The 25,536-nt window shown below is 66.8% G+C and carries 24 protein-coding genes, 2 tRNA genes and 3 pseudogenes; 8 read left to right on the top strand and 21 right to left on the bottom strand.

All coding sequences use genetic code 11. The features are described 5' to 3' along the window. Positions 1 to 94: 94 nt before the first annotated feature. Together JOD27_RS07890 and JOD27_RS07885 are read right to left on the bottom strand one after the other, a co-directional pair. On the bottom strand, positions 95 to 1,330 hold the full coding sequence (locus JOD27_RS07890; protein WP_204761462.1) for a thioester domain-containing protein: 1,236 nt from the start codon (positions 1,328 to 1,330) through the stop codon (positions 95 to 97). 310 nt (positions 1,331 to 1,640) lie between these two features. Continuing rightward, positions 1,641 to 2,846, bottom strand: a complete 1,206-nt coding sequence (locus JOD27_RS07885; RefSeq protein ID WP_307829989.1) for a DNA cytosine methyltransferase — start codon at positions 2,844 to 2,846, stop codon at positions 1,641 to 1,643. Positions 2,847 to 2,908: 62 nt separating this feature from the next. On the opposite strand from JOD27_RS07885, the gene JOD27_RS07880 reads away from it, so the two are divergent. Then, entirely contained in the window at positions 2,909 to 3,673 is a 765-nt protein-coding gene (locus JOD27_RS07880) for a hypothetical protein (protein ID WP_204761460.1), read from the top strand. A 1-nt stretch (position 3,674) separates the two neighbouring features. Here JOD27_RS07880 and JOD27_RS07875 read toward each other — a convergent pair whose 3' ends face one another. Next, a complete protein-coding gene (locus JOD27_RS07875) occupies positions 3,675 to 4,271 on the bottom strand; it encodes a TetR/AcrR family transcriptional regulator (RefSeq protein WP_204761459.1) in 597 nt (198 codons plus the stop codon). A gap of 59 nt (positions 4,272 to 4,330) precedes the next feature. Here JOD27_RS07875 and JOD27_RS07870 point away from each other — a divergent pair, with 59 nt between their 5' ends. Further along, positions 4,331 to 5,200 (top strand): alpha/beta fold hydrolase, encoded by an 870-nt coding sequence (locus JOD27_RS07870; RefSeq protein WP_204761458.1) that lies wholly within the window; start codon positions 4,331 to 4,333, stop codon positions 5,198 to 5,200. On the opposite strand, the gene JOD27_RS07865 is transcribed toward JOD27_RS07870, so the two are convergent. Beyond that, the gene (locus JOD27_RS07865) at positions 5,175 to 6,605 is read right to left on the bottom strand and encodes an ATP-grasp domain-containing protein (RefSeq protein ID WP_204761457.1); all 1,431 of its coding nucleotides are present in this window, start codon (positions 6,603 to 6,605) and stop codon (positions 5,175 to 5,177) included. The two genes, JOD27_RS07870 and JOD27_RS07865, sit on opposite strands and share 26 nt — an antisense overlap. Before the next feature lie 158 nt (positions 6,606 to 6,763). Then, positions 6,764 to 6,970, bottom strand: coding sequence for a hypothetical protein (locus tag JOD27_RS07860; protein WP_204761456.1), 207 nt, complete (start codon positions 6,968 to 6,970; stop codon positions 6,764 to 6,766). Between the two features lie 66 nt (positions 6,971 to 7,036). Between JOD27_RS07860 and JOD27_RS07855 the strand changes: the two genes are divergently transcribed. Next, positions 7,037 to 7,894: an NAD-dependent epimerase/dehydratase family protein gene (locus tag JOD27_RS07855; RefSeq protein ID WP_204761455.1), complete on the top strand. Its 858-nt coding sequence runs from the start codon at positions 7,037 to 7,039 to the stop codon at positions 7,892 to 7,894. Here the strand turns inward: JOD27_RS07855 and JOD27_RS07850 are convergent. Beyond that, positions 7,839 to 8,750 carry a ribonuclease Z gene (locus JOD27_RS07850; protein WP_204761454.1) on the bottom strand — a complete coding sequence of 304 codons (912 nt, stop codon included), beginning with the start codon at positions 8,748 to 8,750 and terminating at the stop codon, positions 7,839 to 7,841. The two genes, JOD27_RS07855 and JOD27_RS07850, sit on opposite strands and share 56 nt — an antisense overlap. Positions 8,751 to 8,773: 23 nt before the next feature. Here JOD27_RS07850 and JOD27_RS07845 point away from each other — a divergent pair, with 23 nt between their 5' ends. Continuing rightward, positions 8,774 to 9,595: a serine hydrolase domain-containing protein gene (locus JOD27_RS07845; protein ID WP_204761453.1), complete on the top strand. Its 822-nt coding sequence runs from the start codon at positions 8,774 to 8,776 to the stop codon at positions 9,593 to 9,595. Here JOD27_RS07845 and JOD27_RS07840 read toward each other — a convergent pair. The 3 genes from JOD27_RS07840 to JOD27_RS07830 all read right to left on the bottom strand — a co-directional run bounded on the left by JOD27_RS07840 (position 9,579) and on the right by JOD27_RS07830 (position 11,427). Continuing rightward, positions 9,579 to 9,905: a hypothetical protein gene (locus tag JOD27_RS07840; RefSeq protein ID WP_204761452.1), complete on the bottom strand. Its 327-nt coding sequence runs from the start codon at positions 9,903 to 9,905 to the stop codon at positions 9,579 to 9,581. The genes JOD27_RS07845 and JOD27_RS07840 overlap by 17 nt on opposite strands. A 22-nt stretch (positions 9,906 to 9,927) precedes the next feature. Next, entirely contained in the window at positions 9,928 to 10,755 is an 828-nt protein-coding gene (locus tag JOD27_RS07835; RefSeq protein WP_204761451.1) for an SDR family NAD(P)-dependent oxidoreductase, read from the bottom strand. A 195-nt stretch (positions 10,756 to 10,950) separates the two neighbouring features. Then, positions 10,951 to 11,427, bottom strand: a complete 477-nt coding sequence (locus JOD27_RS07830; RefSeq protein ID WP_204761450.1) for a macro domain-containing protein — start codon at positions 11,425 to 11,427, stop codon at positions 10,951 to 10,953. 1,324 nt (positions 11,428 to 12,751) lie between these two features. Here JOD27_RS07830 and JOD27_RS07825 point away from each other — a divergent pair. The 4 genes and pseudogenes from JOD27_RS07825 to JOD27_RS47375 form a co-directional block, all read left to right on the top strand. Beyond that, the gene (locus JOD27_RS07825; protein ID WP_204761449.1) at positions 12,752 to 14,620 is read left to right on the top strand and encodes an RICIN domain-containing protein; all 1,869 of its coding nucleotides are present in this window, start codon (positions 12,752 to 12,754) and stop codon (positions 14,618 to 14,620) included. A gap of 143 nt (positions 14,621 to 14,763) precedes the next feature. After that, on the top strand, positions 14,764 to 15,051 hold the full coding sequence (locus JOD27_RS07820; RefSeq protein ID WP_204761448.1) for a hypothetical protein: 288 nt from the start codon (positions 14,764 to 14,766) through the stop codon (positions 15,049 to 15,051). Positions 15,052 to 15,411: 360 nt separating this feature from the next. Continuing rightward, positions 15,412 to 15,651, top strand: a complete 240-nt coding sequence (locus JOD27_RS07815) for a hypothetical protein (protein WP_204761447.1) — start codon at positions 15,412 to 15,414, stop codon at positions 15,649 to 15,651. A 155-nt stretch (positions 15,652 to 15,806) separates the two neighbouring features. Beyond that, positions 15,807 to 15,908 (top strand): annotated as a pseudogene (locus tag JOD27_RS47375) (IS982 family transposase); the annotation flags it as partial. 179 nt (positions 15,909 to 16,087) lie between these two features. Here JOD27_RS47375 and JOD27_RS07810 read toward each other — a convergent pair. The 12 genes and pseudogenes from JOD27_RS07810 to JOD27_RS07760 form a co-directional block, all read right to left on the bottom strand. Beyond that, positions 16,088 to 16,612 (bottom strand): SMI1/KNR4 family protein, encoded by a 525-nt coding sequence (locus JOD27_RS07810; protein ID WP_204761446.1) that lies wholly within the window; start codon positions 16,610 to 16,612, stop codon positions 16,088 to 16,090. A 261-nt stretch (positions 16,613 to 16,873) separates the two neighbouring features. Continuing rightward, positions 16,874 to 17,800, bottom strand: a complete 927-nt coding sequence (locus tag JOD27_RS07805) for a restriction endonuclease (protein ID WP_204761445.1) — start codon at positions 17,798 to 17,800, stop codon at positions 16,874 to 16,876. Between the two features lie 191 nt (positions 17,801 to 17,991). Then, a pseudogene (locus JOD27_RS44635) lies at positions 17,992 to 18,108 on the bottom strand (XRE family transcriptional regulator); the annotation flags it as partial. 218 nt (positions 18,109 to 18,326) lie between these two features. Next, positions 18,327 to 18,815: a hypothetical protein gene (locus JOD27_RS07800; RefSeq protein ID WP_204761444.1), complete on the bottom strand. Its 489-nt coding sequence runs from the start codon at positions 18,813 to 18,815 to the stop codon at positions 18,327 to 18,329. Between the two features lie 407 nt (positions 18,816 to 19,222). Beyond that, a pseudogene (locus JOD27_RS07795) lies at positions 19,223 to 19,630 on the bottom strand (OB-fold nucleic acid binding domain-containing protein); the annotation flags it as partial. Positions 19,631 to 19,820: 190 nt separating this feature from the next. Further along, positions 19,821 to 19,896 (bottom strand) — tRNA-Arg (locus tag JOD27_RS07790). 41 nt (positions 19,897 to 19,937) lie between these two features. Next, a tRNA-Ser gene (locus JOD27_RS07785) sits at positions 19,938 to 20,027 on the bottom strand. Positions 20,028 to 20,182: 155 nt separating this feature from the next. After that, positions 20,183 to 22,129: an acetoacetate--CoA ligase gene (locus JOD27_RS07780; protein WP_204761443.1), complete on the bottom strand. Its 1,947-nt coding sequence runs from the start codon at positions 22,127 to 22,129 to the stop codon at positions 20,183 to 20,185. Positions 22,130 to 22,204: 75 nt separating this feature from the next. Next, positions 22,205 to 22,960 (bottom strand): ESX secretion-associated protein EspG, encoded by a 756-nt coding sequence (locus JOD27_RS07775; protein ID WP_204761442.1) that lies wholly within the window; start codon positions 22,958 to 22,960, stop codon positions 22,205 to 22,207. Beyond that, positions 22,957 to 24,243, bottom strand: a complete 1,287-nt coding sequence (locus JOD27_RS45875) for a PPE domain-containing protein (RefSeq protein WP_204761441.1) — start codon at positions 24,241 to 24,243, stop codon at positions 22,957 to 22,959. Before JOD27_RS45875 ends, JOD27_RS07775 begins: the two co-directional genes overlap by 4 nt. Beyond that, positions 24,240 to 24,740: a hypothetical protein gene (locus JOD27_RS07765; protein WP_204761440.1), complete on the bottom strand. Its 501-nt coding sequence runs from the start codon at positions 24,738 to 24,740 to the stop codon at positions 24,240 to 24,242. Before JOD27_RS07765 ends, JOD27_RS45875 begins: the two co-directional genes overlap by 4 nt. A 134-nt stretch (positions 24,741 to 24,874) precedes the next feature. Then, the gene (locus tag JOD27_RS07760; RefSeq protein ID WP_204761439.1) at positions 24,875 to 25,516 is read right to left on the bottom strand and encodes a dienelactone hydrolase family protein; all 642 of its coding nucleotides are present in this window, start codon (positions 25,514 to 25,516) and stop codon (positions 24,875 to 24,877) included. Positions 25,517 to 25,536 lie beyond the last annotated feature (20 nt).

Genomic DNA, 25,536 nt, shown 5'->3' with positions numbered 1-25,536 from the left:
TACTCTCCTGGAGTACGCGAGGGCCCCGCGTGCGGAACGGCAAACGCCCCCAGGACCGGCGCGGACCCTGGGGGCGTTCGTCTGGGGGTGCTGATTACTCAGCAGCACCGGCCTTCTTGCGGCGCACCACGAACAGCGCACCGACACCGGCGCCGACGAGCGCGAGACCGCCGAGGAGCGGCCACAGGATCGACGCACCGGTCGAAGCCAGGTCGTCGGTGCTGCCACCCGGCGCCGGAGCGGCCGGAGTGGTGGAGGTGGTCGGAGTCGTGGTCTCCGTCGTGGTCGTGGTGGTCGTCGTGGTCGTCGAGGTGGGCGGCACGACGCCGGCCTTCCAGTTGGCCTTGCCCTCCTTCTCGACCTTGGCGTTCGACGGCTGCGCGACGATGAGGGACTGGGCGACCTTGTCGTCGCCGACCGAGTCCTTGTCCTTCGCGACGAACAGGCGGCCAACCTGCAGCGTGGCCTCAGCCGAGAGCTGGAACGACGCCTCGCCGTCCTTCGCACCGGCCGGGACGTTCACGAAGAACTCGGAGACCTTTTCGCCGGTGCCCTGAACGGCGAGCTCCTTGTCGCCCTTCTTCTTCACGGCGAGCGGGTTGCCGGCGGCGTCCGTGATGGTGACACCCTCGGGCAGGTTTGCGGTCAGCTTGACCTCGGACGCGGTCGTCGTGACCTTGAACGGGCCGATCTTCTCGCCGGACTTGCCCGTCTTCTCGGCCGGGTCGACCTCCAGCGTCGGCTTCGGCTGCGCCTCGTCCTTGGCCTGCTCGAGGAACTTTGTGTACAGGTCCTTGACGTCCTGGCTGTTGCGGCTGTCGTTCATGTCCAGCTCAGCACCATCGGAGAAGTGCCAGATCGCGGCCTGGGTGGCGGCGATCGTCTCCTTCTCGCTGAACTGCTTGCCCCACTTGGTCTCGATGTCGGCCCCGCCCACACCCTTCTTCATCGGAAGGTTGGGGAAGGAGTTCGTCAGGATCCAGAGAATCTTGCCCGCGTTGTCGTTGAACTGCTTCTGGTTGGGGTGCTTGCCCCACTCCACCTCGCGGAGGTGGTCACCATTCGAGAGCTCCGTCGGCAGCTCCACGCAGTACGCGTAGACCTTGGTGTCCTTCTGACCCTGGATCTGGAGCCGGATGATCTCCGTCTCGATGTAGCGCTCCTTGTGCGAGGGCAGGCGGGGGCCCTCCTTGAGCGCGACGAACTCACCCTTGGGCTGGTCGCCCTGGTCCGGCGTGGCGATGACGTCGGCGTGAGCCGGCAGGGCCGAGAACGACAGGGCGGCGGTGGCGCCGAGCAGCGCCGCGCCGATCCTCAACCGGGAAGCCATGGGTCTCCTTGCTCGCTGAAGTTAGCCCGAACGCGGTGGGAAGACAGTTCGCCCGTCGGGACGGTCGGCACATCGAGATCGACACTGAACCGACAGGAAGCGAGCGGACACTATCCGATCGAGTTACACCCGATGGAGTGAGGTATGGAGACCACTACAAACCTTGCGTGACCAGCGAAAAGATACTCACGGCGTCCACAGTGGATAGGTCCACGATGGAATCGATTTGTCAGGTGACGATAGATTCGTTGCCGAACAGTTATCGATTGCCGCGTACCGCTACGGATGGCGGACACTCGCGGTTCATCGATCACGCCACCATTTCGGTAACTTCCACCGGTCGAATGTCGCCGGGACGCAGTGAAGTGCCGCGCAGGCACATCTCGCGGGCTTCGGGGCGCCGACCTGTGAGGATCCACCGCGTCAGCCCTGCCAGCTGGTACGCGATCAGCGGTGGTACGGCGTCGCCGACGTGGCGGTAGGCGTTGCCGAGAATGGACACGTCGAACCTGAACTGCCGCGGAAAGCCCTGCAGCAACGCCATCTCCCGGACTGTGCAGAGGCGGTGCTGCTCGGGGTGGGCATAACGGCCGTTGCCGACGTGACCGCATTCACGCTTGATCGTCCTCGCCGGTTCGTCCCACCACATCCGGCCGTACACGTCCGGGTGAGAACCCCAGTTCTGCTGTTCGACGATCTTGCGTTGTGCCGGATTCAACAACTCCGCGGTCTCAGGAGACCTGAGCAGATCCGCCCACGATCCGCCGTTCGCAGGAATCGCACGCATTCTTTCCAGGCTGCGGTCCTGAGAAAACGTCGGCGACACGTGAATGGGGTCTTCCGGGTGCGCCTCGCCGGCCTCGATCGGGGGAAGCTTGCCGATCGCGCGCCGGACCGTGATGGCGGACGGGCGGATGACCCTGCCCTCCCAGAGGTCGTCCATCGTGAGCAACGGCAGCCCCGCGTCGACGGCCACCATCAGCGTTCGTTCCCGCAGCTGCGGCAGGCCGAACTTGGACAGCATGTGCGTGCCGCCCGCGACCGAGTAGCCGATCCGGGTGAGCTCCTGCGCCAGGCTGTCGAAGTGGTGGCGCTGCTTGCCCTTGACGAGCTCGCGGGCGTTCTCGACGAGCACGACCTTCGGCCGCAGCTCCTGCGCGTAGACGGCGATGCGGCCGACCAGCGAGTTCCGCGGGTCGTCGCGCATGTGGTTCTGGGCGGTGATGCGGCTGAAACCCGAGCACGGCGGACACGCCAGCAGGACGTCGAGCTGACCTCTTTGGAGTCCCCACACCTCGCGTAACGCCGCGGGCGACACCTTCGAGAGGTCGACCTCCAACGGGTCGACGCCGATGTTCGCGCGGTACGTGTCGTTGCAGCGCAATGAACCCAAGCGCGAGGACGGCTTGCCGATCTGCGCGTCGGCGGCACCGACAACCCGGAAGTCGCGGTGGGCGTGGAAGCCGTAGCTCATGCCGCCCGCACCCGAGAAGATGTCGGCCACCGAGAAGGACACCACGAGATCGTACGGGCGAGGCTCCGAGGAGCCTTCCCTGACATCCCGTACCTTTCCGCCCTATGGAGCTGCCGCGTGCCTGGCAACGGCCTGACCCGTTGCGCGGACTCGACAGGATTTCCTGGGCCGAGGTCTACGACGGCCGGGGTGGCGCCGGTCGCGTTCCCCGCCTCCTGCGCTCCCTGATGGACTCCAACGCCGCCGTCCGCCTCGACGCACTCTCCTCTTTGGCCGACCGGCTGCTGACCGACGACACGGTCTCCGAGGCCTCGTTCTGCGCCGTGCCGTTCCTGGTTGAGCTCGGAGCCTCGTACAAGGTCGCCGCGGACGTACGTGATCGGGTGATCTTCCTGCTGGCCGCCATGGCGTTGGCGGGCAAGGGGTTCACCGAGGAGGGCCGGCGCACGCACCGCCGGTGGAACGCCCTCGGCCGCGAACTGCCCCGCACCGCGCCGGACTGGCTGACCCAGACCAGGCACGCCGTCGCCCAGGGCGCGCAGAAGATCTTCGAGGCGCTGGCGTCCGAACGGGTGGCGTGCCTCGTGGCACTGGCGTGCGCGGTGCCCGAGAAGCTGCCCTCGTTCGTCGTGGGGCTGATGCAGGACATGATCGAACTGCCGGGCGAGGAGATGCTCGCAGGCGCCGCCGAGATCGCCGTGGCGCTGCTGAAGCGGTCGCCCGAGCTACTGGGGGTCGACCTGCCCAGGCCGAAGGTGCTCGGCGAGGGGCTGGTGCGTCCGGCGCATCAGCCGCGCGAGGTCGCCGCGGCGTTGATGGGCTACCGGTTCGCCCTCACCTCCGCGTACGGCGACGGGGGCGCCTGGTAGGTCAGGCCAGCAGCAAAGCCACGAGAGAGTCGCCGAGCCATCGCTCGTACCGGTCGGCCGACCAGCCCTGGCCGTCGACCAGCTGCAGGTAGAGGTGGCTGCCCGTCATCGCCCAGAGCACGTCGAGCTCTTCCTGTCCGGACAGCACCTCGGCGAAGAACGGCTGTTGCTGTTCCCTGCGGCGGGATTCGACCTCCCGGTACTCCGCCAGCAGGTCCGGATCCCCCGACTCCTGGAGGAACCGCAGCAGCTGGCCCAGCCGTTCGCTCACCACTCGTGCGATGTGCGCCGCCGACCTCAGCCGCGCCTCCGCATCGGGGGTGGCGGCGAGCTCAGCGAGCAGGTCGTGGACGTTCTCCAAGTCGAACGTGGTCCAGATGATCTCGTGCGTCAGGCGCTTCTTGTTGCCGAAGACGGCGTAAACGGTCTGGTAGGCGACGCCTGCCTCAGCGGCGATGTCAGCCATCGTCACGACGTGGTAGCCGCGCTCCACGTAGAGCTTCCGGGCGGCCTCGGCGATGCGGCGCCTCGTCTGCCGCGCCTGCTCCGCACGTCGCGAGGTGTTGTAGGCCCGGCCGGCCTTGACGGGTTCCTCCACCGGCCTTACGTTACCCCTCTCGGTAGAGGTCGCCTCTATTGAAATTGGAGGTGGCTCCGATGGAAGCCGAAGCCTTCGCGCACTACGGGCTACGACCACGAAGCCGGGCGATCCAGCTCTCCTCCGTGCGCCTCAGGGTGCTGGAGGTGGGCGACGGGGACCCGGTTCTCCTGTTGCACGGCTTCAGCCTGGGGCCCGCGCACTGGGCGCCGCTGGTGGCTCGGCTGCCCGGCTGCCGGGCCCTGATGCTGGAGATGCCAGGGCACGGGCAGTCCGGCGGTGTCGACTTCCGCGGCGTCAACCTGCGCACGTGGTTCCGCAGCGCTCTCACGGGTGTTCTGGACGAGCTCGGGCTCGGATCGGTCCACGTGATCGGACACTCGCAAGGCGCGATGCTGGGGTTGTTCTTCGCGCTCGACGAGCCGGACAGGGTGCGGTCGCTGGTGGCGGTCGGCACGCCCGCCGTCGCGTTCGGAGCCGAGCTGCCTGGCTTGAAGATCCTGGCGCGGCCGCTGCTGGGCCCGGTTCTGCTCTCGATGCCGAAGCCCGCCGGTTTCTACCGCAAGATCCTCGCCGGCACCGTCGGGCACTCTGCCGTGGAGGCGATGCCGCCCGAGCTGATCCGGGCGACCTACCTCGGCGTGCGGCGATGGGCGTTCGGGACGACCGTGTCGAGGTATCTGCGCGAGATGTTCCGCGGGCCCTACGTGCTCTCCGACGCCGAACTCGCAACGGTGCAGCCACAGGTGCTGGTCGTGCTGGGCGAGTCGGACGGCGACACGGCAACTGCCGCGGCGCGCGTCGCACTCATGCCGCAGGGCCGGTTGGAACTGGTCCCCGGCGGGCACGAGCCGTGGCTGGAAGACCCGGATCAGTGCGCCGCACTGATCCGGGAGTTCCTGGTCAGGCGATCACGGCCTCTTCGATGAACTCCTGCTCGACCTGGGCTTCGTCCTCGACCGCGATCGCGGGCTCCAGGGCACCGAGGCCCGTCCCCCACTCCTGGTCCGCCAGCGCGAACGCCGCGACGGTCAGCGCGGCCACCGGGGCGCCGACGGGCATGTTCTCGCGGTGCAGGTCGAGGTCGAGGCGTCCGCCGATCGGCGACGGGCTCAGCCGCAGCGTCGCGTGCGCGGGCTCGTCGGAGTGCGCCAGGCGGCACGCCCAGCCGGTGAAGATCACGCGGCGCTCGTCGACCTGGGTCGGCTGCACCGCGCGCACGTTGGCGCCCACCGCGCCGGAGCGGACGTTGTCCGCCGCCTGCAGGACGAGCTCCTCGAACTGCATCGAGGAGATGCCGAGGTCCCAGCCCGCGACCAGGGCGACCTGGACGAGGGCGAGCGGCAGGGTCGGGACGGCGTCCTCGAAGCACACCATCGCGCCGCCGTAGCGGGTGTTGATCTCGGTCGGCAGGAAGCCGTCCTCGGTCGCGATGCCGTCGAGCGTGAACGTGCCGCGGTAGCCGACGGTCTCACGCAGGTGCTCGCCGACGCGGCGGGCCAGGTTGCGCATCTCGTCGCGGATCCACACGGGCGGGTCGTAGTACGACGCGCAGCCCGCGTAGAGGAACTTGGCCTGGCCCTGGCGGCGCGGCACGACCATCTCGATCGGACGCAGGACCGCGGTGCCGTCGGGGAACACGATGCCGTGCACGCTCACCGGAATCCCTTCCAGGAACGGCATCACGCGCACCTGCTCGCACTTGGGGGCGAGGACCTCGAACGCGTCCTTCGCCTCCTCGTACGACCGCACGCGGCGCACGAAGTTCGCGCCGCCGTTGATCGCCGGGCCGTCACCCGACCAGACGACGCCCGCGCCGCGGTCCAGGATCTCCGAGGCGCCCCAGAGGCGTTCGAAGTCGAGGTCGAACACCATCGCGGGCGCACGGCGAGCGGACAGCTCGTCCCAGAGCGCGTCGATGGTGGTCTTGTTCTCGAGCTCGACCCACTTGCGCTGGCGCGCGTTGAGCACGGGACGGCCCTGGAACGTGTCGATCTCGTTGTAGGGCGTGCTGATCACGACGGCTTCGCGCTTGGCGTCGAAGTCCTTGAGGATCGCCCTGACCTCGGCGCTCGGCTTGGTCAGCAGCTTGCCCAGCCGGCGCTGCTCGACCGCGACGAAGCCGCCCTTGATGCCGAGCGACACCCAGCGGGCGATCTCGGAATCATGCAGCGGGGCATGGTCGTCGGTATCGAGCACGAGCGTATGGCGGGCACCGAGCGTATGGAGCTCGTGCGCGCGCTTCGCCAGACGCGTGCCACCGGCCAGGACCACCAGCCGGTCACCGAACAACTTGCCGAGGCGCTCGTTGAGCGCTGCGAGGACATGATTCATCGCCGAGAACTCGCTTTGAGAGAAGCGGAGGATGCGACCGGCGATCGCCGGGTAGCGCGTAGCGTAGAGCCACCCGGTATGTGTGTCGAAGCACGGTCCGGCAACAGCCGGATGAATCTTGCGACGGGCCCGCTCGTGCGGGCCTCACGGCAAGTGGATCAGGCCCGCGCCGCGTCCCTGAGGACCTGGTCAACGCGGTTGAGGAAGCTGCGCCTGGGGTTGATCGCGGCAAGCGGAGCGGTGACCTCGGCTGACTGAGGCGCGGGTGCGACTCCCACGATCTCAGCCACGTTGCGCAGGAACTCCTGCCGCTTGAACTCGTGCACGGCGACGTCGTGCAGGAGTCCGGCGATGCTTGTGTGCACAGCGCGATGGGGGTAACTCACTCGTGTGTTATCGGCGCAGCCACGGTCGACCTTTAGGGTCAACTTGTGCGAGTTCTGGTGACCGGTGCCACTGGGTACGTCGGCCGTGCCGTGGTGCGTGAGCTGCGGGTTCACGGACATGAACCCGTTTCCTCCCGTCAACGCCTATTAGAGCCGTTCGGGTCGATCGACGCCGACGCCGTCATCCACCTGGCCGGACTGAGCCGCGTGCGAGAGTCGTTCGAAGATCCACTTTCGTACTACTCGGTGAACGTCGGCGGGACGCTCAACCTCCTGGAAGCGTTGCAGGGACGGCCTTTCCTGCTCGCGTCGACTGCGGGCGTCTACCGGCCTTCCGATCTTCCGCTGACCGAGGAATCCCTTCGGGAACCTTCATCCCCCTACGCCGCTTCGAAGGCGGCCGCCGAGGACCTGGTGGCGTGGGCGGCGCGGTCCGGGCGGATCGGGGCGACCACGCTGCGTCTGTTCAACGTCGCTGGAGGAGGTGACACCGACACCACTCGGGTGATCACCCGTGCCGTGGCCGCGGCCGCCGGAACCGTGCCGGGGATGGAGGTCTACGGCGACGGGACTTCCGTGCGCGACTTCGTGAACGTGCGGGACGTCGCGGCCGCGTTCGTCGTGGCGCTGGAGGACTGCACGGTCGGCGAGTCGGCGGTCTACAACGTCGGGGCCACGCCGGCGTCCGTCCGGGACGTCCTCGGTGCCGTGGAGGAGGTCTCCGGCCGGTCGGTGGACGTGACGTGGCGGCCGGCGCATCCCGGCGAGGTGCGGTTCCAGCAGGCTGACGTGTCACGGCTGCACGCGCTGGGGTGGAAACCCTCGCACTCGTCGCTCACCGAGATCGTCAGCGACCAGTGGCTCGCTTCGGCACCGGCACCCGGTCGAGGTCCTTCGCGATGACGATCTCGCCGTCGAACTCCGCCGCCGCCTCCTCGAGGAACTCGGCCGGGTTCTCGTAGCGCTGGGAGAAGTGCGTCAGGACGAGCTTGCGGACCCGGCAGTCCCTGGCGACGCGGGCGGCCTGCTGGGCGGTCAGGTGGCCGTGGTCGCCGGCGAGCTTCGTGTCGCGGGCGAGGTAGGTCGACTCGATGACGAGCAGGTCGGCCTGATCGGCGAGCTCGTAGACGTTGTCGCAGAGCCTGGTGTCCATGACGAAGGCGAACCGCTGGCCCTTGCGGGGCTCGCTGACGTCTTCGAGCCTGACGCCGTTGAACTCGCCGTCCTGCTGGAGCGCACGCACCTGCGGGCCCTGGATGCCGTGCTCCGCGAGCTTCTCCGGGAGCATCCGGTGGCCGTCTGGTTCGACCAGGCGGTAGCCGAAGCTGTCGATGCCGTGGTCGAGCCGGTACGCCTCCAGCCTGCCGAACCTGCCCTCGGCGACGAGGCCGTCCTCGGCCACGGGCTCTTCCTTGATGTCCGCGGCGTCGTAGAAGGCGCTGGCGTAGCGGAGACGCTCGAAGAAGTGGGCGCCGGACCGCGGGAAGTGGGCGTGGACGGTGTGCGGGACCCGGTCGAGGCTGAGCCGCTGCACGATGCCCGGCACGCCCAGGCAGTGGTCGCCGTGGAAGTGGGTGAGGCAGATCCGCGTGATGTCGCTCGCAGCCGCGCCCGACCGCAGCAGCTGCCGCTGCGAGCCGTCGCCGGGGTCGAAGAGGAAGCCCTCGCCGTCCCACCTCAGCAGATAGCCGTTGTGGTTGCGCTGGCGCGTGGGAACCTGGCTGGCCGTTCCCAGGACGATCAGTTCCCGGACTGTCACCCCCTGACGTTAACGTCTGTCCCATGCAGAGCGTGGAAGTGGCGGCGTCGTGGCCCGCCTCGAACGTCGCGGTGGCCGTGGTCTCCTCGGGCACCGTGGTGGGCTCGTTGGGCGATCAGCAGCGCGTGTTCCCGCTCGCGTCGGTGACGAAGCTGCTGACGGCCTACGCGGTCCTGGTGGCCGTCGAGGAGGGCGCGGTCGAGTGGGACCAGCCCGCCGGGCCTCCCGGCGCCACCGTGAGGCACCTGATCTCGCACACCGCCGGGTACGCGTTCGACAAGGCCGAGGTGCAGGCGGCGCCGGGCACGCGCCGGATCTACTCCAACGCGGGCTTCGACGTGCTGGCCTCGTTCGTGGGCGACGCCTGCGAGATGCCGTTCGCCACGTACCTGCACGAGGCTGTTTTCGCGCCTCTGGGGATGAATTCGTCGGCATTGGTCGGTTCGGCCGGCGCCGGCGCCGAGTCCAGCGCCGCCGACCTGGCGTTGTTCGCCGCCGAGTTGTTGTCGCCGAAGCTGGTTTCTCCCGAGCTGGTGCGCGAGGCGACTTCGGTCGTGTTTCCTGGCCTGAACGGCGTTCTGCCCGGTTACGGCATGCAGAAGCCGAACGACTGGGGTCTCGGCTTCGAAATCCGCGACGGCAAGTCGCCGCACTGGACGGGCCTTTCTTTCTCCCCCAGGACGTTCGGTCATTTCGGGCAGTCCGGCACGTTCCTGTGGGTCGACCCGGACATTTCCGCCGCCTGCGTCGCGTTGACGGATCTGCGTTTCGGCCCGTGGGCGGTCGAGGCGTGGACGCCGTTCTCCGACGGCGTCCGCGCGGAACTGGTCAGTCGGCGAGCCTGAGCGCCAGCTGCCGGAGGATCTCCTTCACGTCGGCGTCCTCGCAGTCGTTCTCGTACGCCTGCGCGACGCCGCGGAAGGCGTAGAGCAGTCCCGCGGTGAACCACCCGAACTGCGACAGGACCTGGTCCATCGCCTGCTTCAGGGCCTGCGCGGCGGTCTCGTCGAGGTCGCCGTCGACCTTCACCTCGTAGCTGAACACGCCCTCCTGCAACGTCTTGAGGGCCGTGCGCAGGTAGTCGTTGGACTCGTCGGCGTCGTAGGTGAGCGTCAGGACGCCGAGCGCCCGCTGCATGATCTCCCGCTGCTCCACGCGGCCACTCTGCCCGCTCGCGTCACCGCGCGACACCCCAGCGCACCCACGCGGGGTCCTCGGGCTCCAACTGCCGTTCGAAAGCCTCGGCGATGCTGTCGACGTCCCACTCGTCGCTTTTCAGCACAGGCCCCTTCGGGCTCGTCTGCCCCATGACGTGCAACGCCCCGTGAGCGAACCGGACGAGCTGCCCGGTGATCTTCGCCGCGCGGTCGCTGAGCAGGTACGTGACGAGTGGCGCGATCGTCTCCGGCGGCCCGCTCGGATCGGCCCTGGTGTCGGCGACCGACATCCGCGTCCACGCGACGGGGCACACGGCGTTGACCCGGATCCCCTTCTCCTGCAGCTCAGCGGCCGCACCTGCCGTGATGCTCGCGATCGCGCCCTTGGACGCGCTGTAGGCCAAGGCGGTCGGCTGCCCGACCATCGAGAGGGACCCGAGGTTGACGATCGACCCGCGCCGCATGCTCTGCACCGCCGCGTTGGTGCAGTAGAGCGTGCCGAGGACGTTGACCTCGATGAGCTCGCGCATCTTCGCCGGGTCGTCCTGCCCGAGCTCGGCCTGGTAGCGGATGCCCGCGTTGTTGACGAGCCCGTCGATCCGCCCGAACGCCGCCGTGCACGTGTCGACCATGGCCTGCGCCTGCTCGGGATCCTGGACCGGCCCGGCGCTGACGACGGCCTTGCCGCCCCTGAGCGTGATGAGATCGGCGACCTGCGTGGCGAGCCGCTCATCGACGTCGTTGATCACCACAGCGGCCCCGTTGTGGGCCGCGTGGGTGGCGAACGCACGACCCAAACCCTGTCCGGCGCCGGTGATCACCACGGCCTTTCCCGCCAGAATCGCCATCCTTCGAGTGTGGCGATTCAGGCAGTGCGAGTGATCCGTCACGTCGACGAATGGCCTCTGTCGGCGCCGAACGGCGTACGTCGTGCGACGACCGGTCGTGCGGATTTGTGCATCGGTTTCCGCAGATCAACTACTGTGGAATCGTTTACCGCGCGACCTCGTCACCAGTAGAAAACCCGTTGCCCACTCACGTTTTCAGTCGAAGTCGTACACCGTTGCCGGGACGTCCTGCCTCAGCAGCGTTTCCACGACTATCGGCTCGACTCGTTCCCACTTGCCTCCGGCGAGGCCGCAGCCGATGCGCGGCATGTGCACGCTCGCTTCCAACCGCTTGGCGTGCTCGGCCAGGGCGATCAGGCAGTGCTCGATCGCGTCGTACCGGACGGGTGGGCCGTTGCTGCCGGTGCGGGTGCCGCGCTGGCCGATCATGTTCGCGACCCAGGTGTCCGGCCTCACCTGAACGAGCTGGACGGCGCCCAGGCCGAAGTCGTTCTTGGCGCGGCCTCTGTGCCACTCGCGGTAGGCCTGCTCCGGCTCCGGCCATCGACGTGACACGGCCAACACGAAGCCCTTGCCCCAGCCGCCGAGGTCGTTGCAGACGTGCGCGATGATCTTCGGCCCCTTGGCCTGGGGGCTCGTCGCGTCCCCCTTGATCACCCTCAGCGCCTCCACAGCCGTGATGGTGCGCTCGTCAGCGCCCACCTGTCGACGCGTTTTCCCGCCGGAGCAAGCAAAAGACCCTTGCCGGCGTTTCCACCGGCAAGGGCCTTCGATCTGGCGCGCTCGACAGGATTCGAACCTGCAACCTTCTGTTCCGCAGGTCCCGGTATGCCCGTCCACGGCGGTCCGCGTAATGGCCTCTGTCGAGTTAGAAGGCTAACCCGACGATCTCACCGGCCGTCCATGATCGTGAGCCGTGGCGGGTTAACGTAACACCCCGGCAATGAAGGCTACTTTTGCAATATGACACGCTCCTCGGATTGTCACCTGCTCTCGATGCTGCCATCGGTGTCAGCCCAGACATTCAGCGTTCCGTGAGAGCCGTCCGCCTTCGTGATTGAACACGAATAAAATCCCGCGCCATCCCGGCCAACGTCTATCGGACTGCAATGTGCAGACGTAGCACGCACACCGTTGGTCCATTTCGTGTCGCCACTCGTGATCCTATGCTCTACCGTCTCGGCGCCAATATTCCCCAACCCTCCTGCGCCAAGCAACACGACCCACAATACAATTCCAACGAAAAACGTAACCGCCCACGCCACCCAATATGGAGCCTGCGGGTGCCCGCCTCTTGCTGCCCTGCCCGCACGGAGAGCCGCCGCAATAATCCCAAAGAGCCCAAAGAACACGGTCCATATCACCACCGGATACACCGGAGGCCTCGGCTGCCGATAGTAGGTGTACCCAGTCGGTTGCGGGAAATGGCCTGGAATTGGAGGCTGTGGACTGTACTGGTGGTGGTAGTTCTGCGGTGGTTCCATAGGAGCGCTACCTCGACAGCGTGAGTAGGTGGAGTACACGAGAACGCGGCCAAGTACGCCATGGCGTGGTTGCTGATCGGGGTGCACAAAGGGAGTAGCCCAGTATCGAGCGAGGTCGCGGAGCATGCACAAGTTGACGGGCTGATGTGGGCGCTGGGGTCGGAATTCATCGACGACCAGCGGGACGCATGGGGACCCTGTGCGGCGAGTTGGACCGCCTCTGCCGGGTTGGGAAGCTGACCCCGTCGACCTCACCGCCCCCTGCGCGGTCGTGAGCTGCGGCAAGTTGGCGGGTTGGCTGGGTGACCCGAGGCTGAAGCAAGAGCGGCTGCACCCGAGAGGTCGAGCCGTTCACGGTCGATGAGGCGCAGTACGTTCTTTTGCGCCCCAGGCGGCGCGCGGTGCCCGAAAAATCTTGGCGGTCCGGGGCAACCTTTTGCGGGGGCGGTGGCAACTGGGTGGTGTCCGGACAGAGGTCTGGGCAGAGGCACCGGTTGAAGGAGCGCATCGACATGTTTCCTCGCCCATCCACGTCCCCGGAGGCGGAGCCCGGCGGCCACGCCCGCCGCAGTCGCACGTCGTTCCGCTCGGCTGGTCTTGGGCGGCCGCAGGCGCATCGCCGCCGTCGGTTGCACCTGCGTCGGGGTTTCTGGGCGGCCGTCGGCCTGGCGGTCGTGGGCGGCTCCGTGGCCGTGGTCAGCACGGCCTTGGCGGAAACCGTGGACAGCAGCACCTGGTACCTGCTGGTCAACCGCAGCACCGGCCAGGTGCTGGACGACTACGGCTACGGCGCGTACGACGGCGCCGCGGTGGTGCAGTGGAGCCGCACCGGCGGGGCGAACCAGCAATGGAAGTTCATTGACGCGGGTGACGGGAACTACCGGCTGCAGAACCGGCACTCCGGCAAGGTGCTGGACGACTACGGATGGTCGAAGACCGAAGGCTCCCAGGTGGTGCAGTGGAGCGACCTGAACGGCGCCAACCAGCAGTTCCACCTGGAGAAGTCGTCGGACGGCTACGTGCGTCTGATCAACCGCTTCAACGGCAAGGCCGTCGAGGTCCCGATCGGCTCCAAGGCCAACGGGGGCCGCATCGCCCTGTACCACGACTGGAACGGCGCCAACCAGCAGTGGCAGCTCGTCCCGGCCGACAGCATCAGCGGCACCGGAAACACGGGGAGCTCCACCAGCAACGCCGCGCCCACCACACCTGCCACGCCGAGCAGCAGCGCTCCAGCGAGCCAGGCTCCGACGTCGGCGGCTCCGGCGACTTCGGCGACTCGGACCGCCGACAGCGGCAACTCGGCGAAGAGTTTCATGGGCAGCAACACGGTGCTCATCGGCGGCATGATGAACGACGCCTCAGCGAACGCCGCGCCGTTCGACGTGCAGTACGCCTACGTGCACAGCCAGCCCGCGCCCTCGTCGGACTACTACACGGCGACCCGCTGCCAGGACGCGTGGACGGGCTGGTGGGGCTGCTGGAACGGCAGCACCACGGCGCCCGGCACGTACGTGACCTGGCGGGACGCCAAGGCGGCTCAGGAGACCTACAAGGGCACCCCGCGCCCGCAGAAGTTCCTCTGGACCTGGTACTCGCTGCGCGACCTCGGTGATCTGGCGGGCGAGGGCGATGGTCCGGGCGAGGTCAAGGCCATCAACAGGGCCGACCTGCTCACCCGTTACCTGAACGACTACCGCTTCTTCCTCCAGAAGATCGGCACCTCGCACGACATGATCGACATCGAGCCCGACTTCTGGGGCTTCGTCCGGTCGCTCGGCGACCCGCACCAGGTCGCCGCGCAGGTCAGGGCCGCGAATCCGACGGACTGCGGATCGCAGGAGGACAGCGCCGCCGGGCTCGCCCGCTGCCTGATCGACATGGCGCACAAGTACGCGCCGAACACCGCCGCCGGATTGCACCTGTCCTGCTTCGACTGGCAGCAGAACACCCCGCAGTGCGTCACGGACTACGCCCGCCTCGGCGCACAGAACGCCGACTTCCTGGCCACCGACGTGTCGGACCGCGACGCGGGCTGGTACGCGCAGCCCGCCCACGGCGGCCGCGACTACTTCTGGACCGACCAGAAGGCCGCCGCCCAACTGGCGTTCTACAAGACGATGGCCGAGTCGGTGGGCAAGCCGGTGGTCCTGTGGCAGATCCCCCTGGGCAACGCGGCGCAGAACAACACCTTCGGCCACTACAAGGACGACAAGGTCGACTGGCTCTTCTCGCACCTCGACCAGGTGGCGAACTCGCACATCGCCGCCCTCCTGTTCGGCCCGGGGCAGCAGGAACAGACCACGGTCGAGTCCGACGGCGGGAACCTGATCAACAAGACGATCGCCTACCACAACTCCGGCGGCACGCCGCTCAAGTAGCCGCACGCAGCCGGTCGGCCACCCTTCGACGGGGCCGCGTTCATCGCCCCGTCGTCCCCGCCGAGCACTTCTCGGCCGGTGCCGACCGGCTGCCGGCGCCGCCGCCGCCGAGCGTTACGAAACCACGGCGCCCGACCAGGCGCGTGCAGCTGCTCACCGACGTGCTGCAGCTTGTCGAAGCCGCCCGCATCGAGGCGATGGTTGACGCCGCAGCACGGGGATGGGGGCTCAGGAGGATTGGCCGGCAATGCGGCCTCTCCGACGAGCAGGTGCGGCGCCTCCTCGCCGACATGCCCAGCAGGCGACGAACTCGGCCGATCGACGCCAAGCGCGGCAAGGAGCAAGCAATCTGCCGCGAGTGCGCTGGCGTCGCTCGCCGGTTCTGCACCCGATGCGGCACCGAAAAAGGCCCGAGAACTGGCGACAGTTGAATAGGCGGCCTTAGCCACCGCCACCAACGTTCACGCGCTGATTCTGTGGACACCCGCCCGCCGGAACGCTCGGGCACCCACAAGATCAACACAGTGAATTCGAAGGAAGCAGAATGATCAAGGATGCAACAAAGCGCGCTCGACAGGATTCGAACCTGTAACCTTCTGATCCGTAGCGGAGCGAAGATCGTCTCCCACGGTCCGCGCAGTCCATCTGCGCAGGTGAGCGTCCACTTTCAGTCCAGGCCAGGGTCTCCAATCCCTAGCCCGGCAGCCCGGCCGCGACCGACCAGCGGCAACACGACTGACGCCGCCGATGGCGAGCGCCCGGATCGGTCGCTGCGGCTGCGGTGGCGGCGGTTGGCCGGTCGACGCGGCGAGATGGCGACCGACACCGCCGACCTCGAGCGGGTAGTGATCGACGGGGTGGACATCTCCGACCTGATGCCCGCCGCACGCCGGGCCGCGACCGAGCTGGGCGACCGGCTCTCCCGCGACGCGCTGCTGCACGCCCTGCGCGCGACCGGATTGTCGGTCGGAGGCAAGCGCCGCAAGGCGGTCCATGACGCGGTGCTGGCCGAGCGCGACCGGGTGACATGACCTGCGGCGTGCGGCACCCGCGCAACCCCGGCGTGCGGGTGCCGCACCCCGCAGGCGAGTGACGCGCCTGCCGCACCGTCCACACCACACATGACGTGCACAGCACACGGATAGGTACTCCGTGGTGCCCCGCAACCGGCTGGGCCTTTGTTTGCGCGCGAGACACCGACCTGTGGACCGACGCGATCCAGGTGGTCGACTCCACCCCGGTCGAATGCGGCCGCTGCCGCGAGGCCACCAGACGTTCCGACGTGGCCAGCTCGCCTTTCCTCAGGACTCATGGCTCCAACAGGCATGTCGTTCAGCCCTACCCGAATCGATCGCGGAAATACCACAATGCGAGAACTATCACGGTTGTGCTGAGGGTGCAGCAGTGGCATCACGAGCTGGAGGCTATTCGGCGACAGGCGGCGCCCGGTCCGGTTCTCCGCGATCTTCACGCACTAAATTTCTTAATATCGCTTTGCAGGTATTGGTTTACAGAAAGTAGGAATGTGCGAAAATTTGCATATCGGTCAACTTCCTCACCCGCAAGCCAGGAAACCTGGTGGCCACCGTCGAAAACGGGTCCGGTTCGCCAAATTACAAACAGATCCGTAACTTCAGCGCCCACTCCAATTATAGTCAGCTCAGCCAGTGACGGGAACGCGCCCCGTGGAGGACCTTCGCTGTAGTAGAGCCAAAGAAGCTCGTTCCCCTTTTGCCAAAGTTCGCCTTGCCCGAACTGTTCGGCACCGAGCAGGTGAGCGTAGGTGAAGAAATAAGGCCACCCATTGGCGTATCGAGCGAAGTCGCGATACATGGGATCCAGTGGGGCGTCAATCCTGCTTTCGGCTGCGCGGAGTTGCTCCTCCGTGGCCCCTTCGCCAGGAATTCTGAAGGGGCTCAGCTCTGGATCTAGGCTGCCGAGTTGCTGACGCAGCAGGACTGAGAGCCCGATCAGCTCTTCCCAGTCAGCCATGGATGCGTCACACCTTCCCGTGTTTCCGATTATCGAACATAGCCCACGAAACATGGCGTTCCGATGGAATGCAGCTCCAACGAACCAGACCCCTCCATTGAATACTGCCCCATCGGCTTCTCGCTGGCCAGGTCGACCCGGCCAAGCGGACCCTTGGCGATCGATCCAGGTGTTGGTCGCCTGAGCCACGTCAGGGCAAGCCCGTTGCAGGACTTCACTACTACTGTGTGAGATAAGGGCGTGGCGGCGGATGCCGCGTGCTTACACGTCGCTGAAGAAGGAAGCTTCTATACTTACCTCCTCGACTTGGCGTATCTCAATCCGTACGCCAAGCTCGTACTGCTTGAGCAGGTCGCATAGCCGATCGCCGTCGATGAGATCGATGGCTTGAGCGCCGTCGCGGTTCGCCTCCCTCTTCGCGTCGGCAGTAAACGACCCTGTTGTGATCAACAGACCCTTATCGCCACGACCTGACATGGCACCTCGGAAATCACGCACAGCACCGGAGCCGACGCTGCCGCGATAGCGCTTGCACTGAAAGAACACGGGGAAGCTGACCAGGCCAAATCGATAAACGCCGAAGCCGTCAATGCCTCCATCGCCGCTCTTGCCTGTCACTGTGACACTGTCGAAGTCTGCCTCCCGGAGCAGCCTCTTCGCCAAACGTTCGAACGCGTCGGGCTGCATCGCCATTAGATGCTTAAGCAGCTGCTCCTGCCAGGTCAACTCGTCTTGCTCGCCTGACTCTGCATCACCGTTGAGCTGCGGCGGCCTGGTTCTGCGCGACTTACGCCGTTCGCCAACAAATGCTGAGAACCGCGCGTCTATACGCTGTCGCTGCTGGTCACCAGTCGCCTCCCGATCGGCCAGTATTGCATTGGCTTCGTCCGTGAGTGCCCATACTCCGCGGGCACTATTCGTCAGCAGTCCCATTCCCTTTAGTCGCGTACGTGCCCATGACAGCCGATACTCGATCTCCGTCTTTGGGCCGTCGTTGTGAAGGACAGATTGCTGCTCGTCTGTGAGGCCCTCGTCTTTGGTCACCGTCTCAACGATCTCAGGTATCGAAGCTGAGCCACCCAGCTGGAACACCGCCCGCAATGTGGACCAAAGCAACACACGCGTTGACGGCATATCGACGATGGCCATTCGATCATCATCGCCCTTCTGGCGGTACTCGGCGAACATCCGTTTGGGTGAACGTGGGGCTGTGTATGGCGCTACCCCAGGCGGAGCGATGCGGGCGTCAGGGCCTGATCTCCGCATGCCGGCAGGCGTCGAGGTCGTACGGGTGAACCCATTTCAGGCCGCGCCGTCGAACGTACCAGTAGAAGTTCGAGGCGGTCGTGGAAGTAGTCCACGCGGGCCATGTGGCTCCCTCAGAACGTTGCTGGCTTGAATAGGTTCCAGACGTGCCCGAAGCTTTCAGAGTAGGTCTCGAAGAGATCTCCCGCAGCGAGCCGACGCAGGTGCAGTGCCGGAGCGTGCGCGGCTTGCTGATCTTGCTTCGCAGTGCACTGTGGATGCTTGCCGATAGTTGTTGTGAGCTGGGACTTTCCGGTCGCCAGTCCGTTCGTGGACTTCGGCTACTTGTGGACAGTCGACGTCATAAACGAGGGGTAAGCAGGGGACTCGATCTTGCTCGTTCAGTACAACCTGACCAGGTCTTCGGCGTCGAAAGATTGGTCATGCGCTTCGCCTGTCGTGCATCACGCTACCTACTGAGGTCTGCCAAGAGTGCAGGCACGAGCTCTCGGAACTCCTTGCGGTGAGCCGGTCCTTCCTGCAGAGGCAGCGTGAGCGGGTCCGGCTGTCCTTCGTAGCGCAGCGTCAGGACTGAATCAGGTGGCCACTCGGCTCCCCAATCACGCGCCCAATCAGCGTCGCGATTGACTCTCAACTCCTCACTGGCATCGACGCTGGCTGTCATGAGTGCCCGACGTGACCACGTCTCAACGGCTACAGTCGACTGGCCTGCAACTTTCTGCCTTGGAGTTGACCATCGAGCACGGATCACGCGTGTCGCTGTGATCACGACGCCAATTCCACTGATCGGGTCATCCTCCAATGAGTGACGCACATCGATGAAGATTTCATCTTCCTGTCCGAGCAGCGCGTCAACTCTCCACACCACATCGTTGGACGGTAGAGCGATGTGAGTGGACAGGCCGTTCATGATGCGAGTGACTCGATCTTCACTCATGATGGCTCCCTCAGTAACGCGGTCAACCTGGCCTGCGGATATTTCGGTCATGTACAACTCACAACGGCCGCACCCGCGGGAATTGTCACGAGACTTGCGTAAACCACCCAATCGAGGGGCCTCGCACCATCCCGTATGACCTGGCTCGTCCCAACCACACGTGTCAAGGGGGCACCTACCGCCTCGGCGGGATCATGCGCTGGTACGCCCCCCTTGACGCGTGTGGTTGCCCTCGGGGAGGTCATACGGGATGGTGCGTGCCCCGGCCCCCGCTGGAACGTGATGTGCCGGCATGTCCCCGCACCATTTTGGAGACCTGCCCGTCCGGCGAGGACATGTCTTGAAGTCTCCTCGGTTCACTCCGGGGGACGCTGGCCGTTCCTGTCCGACAACGGTCGACCGGCGCGCATCTTGTCTTCGCGCCAATTCACCCGTCCCTTGACGCAGACAGCGGAGTCGAGTTCCAGATCGTCCCTCAAGACCTCGTAGGCCTTCGGGAAGAACAGAACTTCGATCGAAGCGTCCAGGTCCTCGATGACCGTGATGGCCCAGGGCTGACCGTTCTTGTTCACCCGGCGCTCGATGGACGAGATCATGCCCGAGACGATCAGCTCACCTTCCCGCGGTGGATCATCGAGCACGACCGCGATCGGCTTGGGCGCGAACTTCCGCAAGATCCGCTCTGCGCCGTCGAGGGGATGCGACGATACGTACAGGCCCAGCATCTCCTTCTCGTGGCTGAGCATCTGCTTGCGCGGGTACTCCTCGGTGCCGATCTTCAGATGCGCGAGCGGCGATGTGCTGTCATCCGTCTCATCTGCACTGTACGTCCACGCGGACGCGAGTCATCTCAAAGTCGCCGCGGCCCACCTGGGCAAGCTGTTCGGGTAGGCGAAATCCCGGTTTACAACTGCAAAGTCAGATTTTGTGAGACGCGACCCTCAAAACGAGACAGGGCCCTCGTCTCACAGAAGTGAGAACAAGGGCCCTGACCTGGACTTTCTCTGGCGCGCTCGACAGGATTCGAACCTGTAACCTTCTGATCCGTAGTCAGATGCTCTATCCGTTGAGCTACGAGCGCAGGTCTTCAATTATAACCGATCCCCTAGAGGCTCGGCCTTGCGGAGGCTCCGGGATTTGAACCCGGGATGGGGGGTTACCCCAAACCGCATTAGCAGTGCGGCGCCATAGACCAGACTAGGCGAAGCCTCCCGGGACCATCCTTGGCCACGACGCATAGGTTACACAGGTCCCCAACCGAGTTGCAAAACGCCCCCCTCTAAGCACCGAACGTGCTGGTCAGGGCACGTACGAGGGTCTTGAGAGGGGCGTTAAACGCCTGTTCACCGCAGCGGGAGTGACCTAGATCATCCCGAGGCGAGTTCCAGGAACGGTTTGAGGGACTCGGGATTGCGGAGGGCGCCTCGGCTGACGGCCTTCTCGGGGTCGGCTCCCGCGAGGATCTTCTTCACCGGGACCTCGCACTTCTTGCCGTTCAGCGTCCTCGGGATCTCGGCCACCGCCACGAAGCGGTTCGGGACGTGGCGCGGGGACAACGACGAGCGCAATTCCTGGCGCAGCAACGGTTCCACGTCGGACAGCGAAACGCCGTCGAGGACGACGAAGCAGAGCAGCTCGCCCTCGGTGACGCCGGACGTGTCGATCACCAGGGAGTCGACGACGCCTGGGATCGACTCGACGACGCGGTAGAACTCCGAGGTGCCCATGCGGACTCCGCCTCGGTTCAGGGTCGAGTCGGAGCGGCCGTAGATCACCGCCGAGCCGCGCGGGGTGATGCGGATCCAGTCGCCGTGGCGCCAGATTCCCGGGTAGGTGTCGAAGTACGCGTCGCGCAGGCGGGAGCCGTCCTCGTCGCCCCAGAAGAAGACCGGCATGGACGGCATCGGCTTGGTGATCACCAGCTCGCCGACCTCGTCTTCGAGGACAGCACCGGCCTCGTCGAACGCGTAGACGGCCGCACCCAGGGCTCGGCAGGAGAGCTCGCCGAGCCACACCGGGCGGTCGGGGGAGGCTGCCACGAAGGCCGTGCAGAGGTCGGTGCCGCCGGAGACCGAGGCGATCTGGACGTCCTTGCCGACAGCGGAGGCGATCCAGCGGAAACCTTCCGGGGTCAGGGGTGCGCCGGTCGAGCCGACTACGCGCAGGCCCGTCAGGTCGTAGCGGGAGGACGGGTCGAGGCCCTCCTTGAGGCACGACTGGACGTACGGGGCGGAGGTGCCGAAGTAGGTCACGCGGTGTTGTTCGGCCAGGTGCCACAACGTGTTCAGCGACGGGTAGGCCGGGCTGCCGTCGAACAGGACGATCGTCGTGCCCACCAGCAGACCGCCGACCAGGTAGTTCCACATCATCCAGCCGGTGGTGGTGAACCAGAAGAAGCGGTCGCCGGGGCCGAGGTCGCTGTGCAGGGCCAGCATCTTGAGGTGCTCCACGACGATGCCGCCGTGGCCCTGGACGATGCCCTTGGGCAGGCCCGTGGTGCCGGACGAGTAGAGCACCCACAGCGGGTGGTCGAAGGGCACCGGCGTGAACCCGAGCGGTGCGCCCTCGTTCGCGGAGATCAGGTCCGAGAACGACAGCGTGTCCGGCAGGGTCGCGCCGTTGTCCAGGTAGTCGATCAGGACCGTGGCGCGCAGCGACGGGATCTGGGAGCGGATCTCCTCGACGACCGGGCGGCAGTCGAAGGACCGTCCGTTGTAGACGTAGCCCGACACGGCGACGAACACCGTGGGCGAGATCTGGGTGAAGCGGTCGGCGACGGCGCGCGCGCCGAAGTCCGGGGAGCAGGACGACCACGTGGCGCCCAGCGAGGCGGCCGCCAGGAACGCGATCAGGGCCTCCGGGGCGTTCGGGACGAGGGCCACCACCCGGTCGCCCTGCGAGACGCCCAGAGAGGCCAGCGCGGCCCGGAAAGCGGCCACCCGGGAACGCAGGGCGCCGAACGTCAGCGACGTGACGAAGCCGTCCTCGCGGTGGAAGATCACGGCGAGGTCGTCGTCGGCGCCGCGACGCAGGGAGTGCTCGGCGTAGTTCAGCGTCGAACCGGGGAACCACTGGGCGCCCGGCATGTCCGCGGAACCCAGCACCCGCTCGGGGGCGGTGTGGAACCGGACGTCGAAATACGAGGCTATGGCGCCCCAGAACCCCTCGAGGTCGGAGACTGACCACTCCCACAACGACTCGTAGTCGGGGAAGTCGTGACCACGCTCGGAGCGGAGCCACGAGCGAAACGCGGTCATCCCGTTGTCCCTAGTGGGGTCGGGGCGCCAGAGCAGTTCGACGTCGGTGTCGGTCATGCCCCATGTCTAGTTGAGGCGCAACAGAACGTCCATGTGTGATTGGCGGACACGACGTCCACCAACAGTGTGTAACTACCCCGCCGCCAGCAGCTCGTCGACCGCACTGGTCAACCGCGACGCGTCGGCGGGAGCCAGGACGAGCCAGCCGTCGGACTTGCGGAGCAGGTAGCGGCCCTCGCGGGTGTCCAGCCAGGACACCGAGCGGCCGGTCGGGCGGGGGACGCCGTCACGGTTGCGGGCGGTGAGGCCGAGCTCGCCGCCGCCGATCCGGGACGTCACGATGCGCAGCAGCGTGTGCGCCTCCGGTTCGCGGATGCCCGCATCCCGCAGCACGTCCAGGAACGCCTGCTTGCCGTCATGTTCGCCCGCCTTGCCCGCCCGCACGTAGTCGTCCCACCGCACGTTCACGGAACGACCGGTGCCTGGCGCGAGGCCTGGCAACGATGACACCGTGGCCGAAGCCAGCGCGTTGGGGCGGAACGAGTACAGGTGCACGTCGTCGTTCACGCGCGCCGCGAACGCTCCGCTCCAGCCGGCGCAGGCGATGCCGCGGGCCAGTTCGGTTCCCTTGAAGTACGCGATCTCCAGCGCGCGGTCGAACTCGCCGAGGCCGCTGACCAGCGCGCGCAGATCCGGGTCGGGACGGTGCACGGTGCCGAGGCGGCGGGCGTAGAGCGTCTGCGAGCTCTCCTCGACGAGGCGTTGCCGCGCCGCTCGGGTGGCGCCCACGTGGGGCGTGCCGAGCGGCACGACGCGGTCCTCGCCGTGCACGGCTTGCCACAGCAGGAAGAACTCCTGCGAGCTCACCGTGAACTGGCGTTCACTCACTGACCGATCACCGGCGGGGCCGCCTTGCGGTCCAGGCCGAAGACGTTGTCGTCCTCTTCCAGATAACTCGCGCTCTTGTGCTCGCGCTCGTCGTCACGCCCCTGCCCCGCCGCAGGGGCACCGGCCATCGGCGCGCCACCCATCGCGAGCGGGTTCTGGAACGCCTTCGTCTGGCCACCGGTCGCCGACGACGCGGCAGCCGCCGCGGCACCCGCGCCGGCCCGCTCGTTGACACCGGCCGAGAGGCCGCCGCCACCGCTGCCGCCGGCACCACCGCCACCGCCGGGTCCGCCCTGGTTGGAGTTCGAGTTGAAGCGGCCGGGCATCATGCCGCCGGTGAAGCCACCGCCGCCGCCACCACCGCCACCGCGAACACCGGCGCCACCGCCGTAGCCGCGCGAAGAGGCGTTCGTGTCGCCACGGGTCGTGGTGCCCGACGTCGTCGTGACCGGAGCACCGACGCCACCACCGGCACCTGTGTCCGGCGTCGGGGTGCGGCCACCGGTCTCGCCACCGCCCAGCGTCGGCTGGGTCGGGTTGACCGGGTTCACCGGAGGCGTGAACTGCGTGGGCACCGTCTGGTCGACAGCGGCCGAGTTGCGCTGGAACGCCGCCATCACGTCCGCCGCGATGCGGTGCTGGGCATCGTTGGCCGCGAGGGTGTCGACCGTGCTGGTGCCGAGGTTCTGGAAGCCGCTGAACTCGCTCTGCGACGTCGCCACCAGGCGCGCATCTCGCCGCAGGCTCTCGACACCGCCGAAATCGTGCACGCCGTCGATCATCGTCAGCCGATCACGCAGGAGCGTCCGAGGCATTCCGGGGTCCACCACCGGCACCGGCGGTTCCGGCGCTTTGGGAGGCGGCGGCATCGCGGCGCGGGCGGCCTCGACGTTGTTGGTCTCGGTCGTGATCGCCGCGGAGACCTTGTGCGCGTAGCTCGCGGTGTCGTCGACCCAGTTGGTGACCTCGGTCAGACCGTCACGGGCCAGCCGGGCCGACTCGCTGTCCCAGCCCACGGTGGAGTCCTCGACGGCCTTGAGCAGGCTCGACCGCACGGCGGCGATGTCCTCGCCGATCTTCTGCCAGCTCGTCGCGGCGGCCTGGGCACCTTCGAGGTTCACGCCCGTGTGCACCATCTCGTAGAGCTTGGCGTGCGGGTAGATCATCCAGTCGACCGGGTCGTGCAGGGCACTGCGGTCGTACCCGTTCCCGTTGTTGTCGTGGTCTTTGTCGTTGCCGTTGTGCTGGCCGTTGCCCTTGTTGTCGTGCGATCCCTGACTCACCAGGACCCCCCGGCCTTCTTCATGGCCTTCTCGGCCTCTTCGTCCGTGGCGCGGATGGAGTCGCGGTTCTTTCGCAGCGCGTTGCCGATGTCGTCGAGGACCTTGAAGAGGTCCAGCAACGCCTTGGCAGCGCCGGAGTCCTCACCCACGGCCAGCTCGGCGAACCGCGCGCTGATCGCCTTGGCGACCGGGTTCTCGCCCAGCTGCAGCGGAGTGGCGAGCTGTTTGCTCGCGCGCTTCCACAGGTCCATCACCTGGTCGCGCGCGGCGTCCACCGCCTTGATCAACGCGTCCGCTGCGTCGACGTCGAGCGTCAGCTTCCCGCTGTCCGCCGCCTGGTCGAGCTTGGCCGCGGCGTGACTCGCCGTCGCCTTGTCCGTCAGCATCTGCTGCTGGAGAACCGGCTTCACCGCCGCCAGCTGTTCCGCGGTGATCGGCGTGGTCGTCGCCGTCGAGACCGCGGGTGTCTCAGTGCCTGTCCCAGTGCCTTCAGCCATCCCTCAAACCCCCTGCACTGCTTACTCGTCACCGCAGCACTGAGTGTTACTCGCAGCTACACCCAGTCAGCCGTCCGAAGCATCCCTTAGATGTACCTGGAGTACGGTTCGGTTCCAATCCGCCGTAAAGACCCTTACCTCATGTGTGCGTCGAACCAGTTCAACGCACGAGCCCACGCTTCGTCACTGGAAACGTCGAAACGGACCACATCCGACGCGGTTTCCGAGCTGATCACCGCATCCCGAAGCTTGCTCACTTCTTCGGAATCGTCGTCGCGGTAGATGCCGAGCCACGGGCAAGTGAGGTCGGCGGCCACGTCCACCAGCGCGGGCAGACCGTCCGACAGCGGCTCGAGGATTCCTGGTGCCTGGACGGTGACCGCTGCCCCGATCGTGCGGCTCGCGGCAACCACCATCGCGACCGTGCCGCCGATGTCGAACCCGACGACACCCATGCGGTCCGGGCTCACGCCCTGCTGACCCAGCCACACGAACGCGACGTCGGTGTCCTCCAGCAGGCTGTCCCCCGAGAGCTTGCTGACCTGGTCCCTGATGTCGTCGCCGTGCACGCGGTCGGAGTCGTAGAGGTGCGGCGCGATGGTGAGCCAGCCCTCATCCGCCAGGCTGCTGACGAGCGTCCGCACCCCCGCGGTCATGCCGCGGGCCTCGTGCAGCACCACCAGCCCGCCGCGGACGGCGGAGTCGGGTTCGCCGATCGTCACCCGCAGCTCACGGCCGTCGGTGAGGGAAAGCGTCTCGGTGCGGGTAATCGTCATGTTTTCCACCCTTGCACGCC

Origin of the sequence: Lentzea nigeriaca, from assembly GCF_016907955.1 — a bacterium.
Taxonomy (GTDB): Bacteria; Actinomycetota; Actinomycetes; order Mycobacteriales; family Pseudonocardiaceae; genus Lentzea; species Lentzea nigeriaca.
The sequence above is the reverse complement of the archived record's forward strand: the minus strand, read 5'-3'. Positions and strand labels throughout refer to the sequence as shown.

Bases quoted from the DNA above. Each gene is read 5' to 3' on its own strand.
- JOD27_RS07890 (WP_204761462.1), bottom strand. From the start codon at position 1,330: ATGGCTTCCCGGTTGAGGATCGGCGCGGCGCTGCTCGGCGCCACCGCC.
- JOD27_RS07880 (WP_204761460.1), top strand. From the start codon at position 2,909: ATGGAGCTGCCGCGTGCCTGGCAACGGCCTGACCCGTTGCGCGGACTC.
- JOD27_RS07870 (WP_204761458.1), top strand. From the start codon at position 4,331: ATGGAAGCCGAAGCCTTCGCGCACTACGGGCTACGACCACGAAGCCGG.
- JOD27_RS07865 (WP_204761457.1), bottom strand. From the start codon at position 6,605: ATGAATCATGTCCTCGCAGCGCTCAACGAGCGCCTCGGCAAGTTGTTC.
- JOD27_RS07845 (WP_204761453.1), top strand. From the start codon at position 8,774: ATGCAGAGCGTGGAAGTGGCGGCGTCGTGGCCCGCCTCGAACGTCGCG.
- JOD27_RS07835 (WP_204761451.1), bottom strand. From the start codon at position 10,755: ATGGCGATTCTGGCGGGAAAGGCCGTGGTGATCACCGGCGCCGGACAG.
- JOD27_RS07825 (WP_204761449.1), top strand. From the start codon at position 12,752: ATGTTTCCTCGCCCATCCACGTCCCCGGAGGCGGAGCCCGGCGGCCAC.
- JOD27_RS07810 (WP_204761446.1), bottom strand. From the start codon at position 16,612: ATGGCTGACTGGGAAGAGCTGATCGGGCTCTCAGTCCTGCTGCGTCAG.
- JOD27_RS07805 (WP_204761445.1), bottom strand. From the start codon at position 17,800: ATGTTCGCCGAGTACCGCCAGAAGGGCGATGATGATCGAATGGCCATC.
- JOD27_RS07800 (WP_204761444.1), bottom strand. From the start codon at position 18,815: ATGAGTGAAGATCGAGTCACTCGCATCATGAACGGCCTGTCCACTCAC.
- JOD27_RS07780 (WP_204761443.1), bottom strand. From the start codon at position 22,129: ATGACCGACACCGACGTCGAACTGCTCTGGCGCCCCGACCCCACTAGG.
- JOD27_RS07765 (WP_204761440.1), bottom strand. From the start codon at position 24,740: ATGGCTGAAGGCACTGGGACAGGCACTGAGACACCCGCGGTCTCGACG.
- JOD27_RS07760 (WP_204761439.1), bottom strand. From the start codon at position 25,516: ATGACGATTACCCGCACCGAGACGCTTTCCCTCACCGACGGCCGTGAG.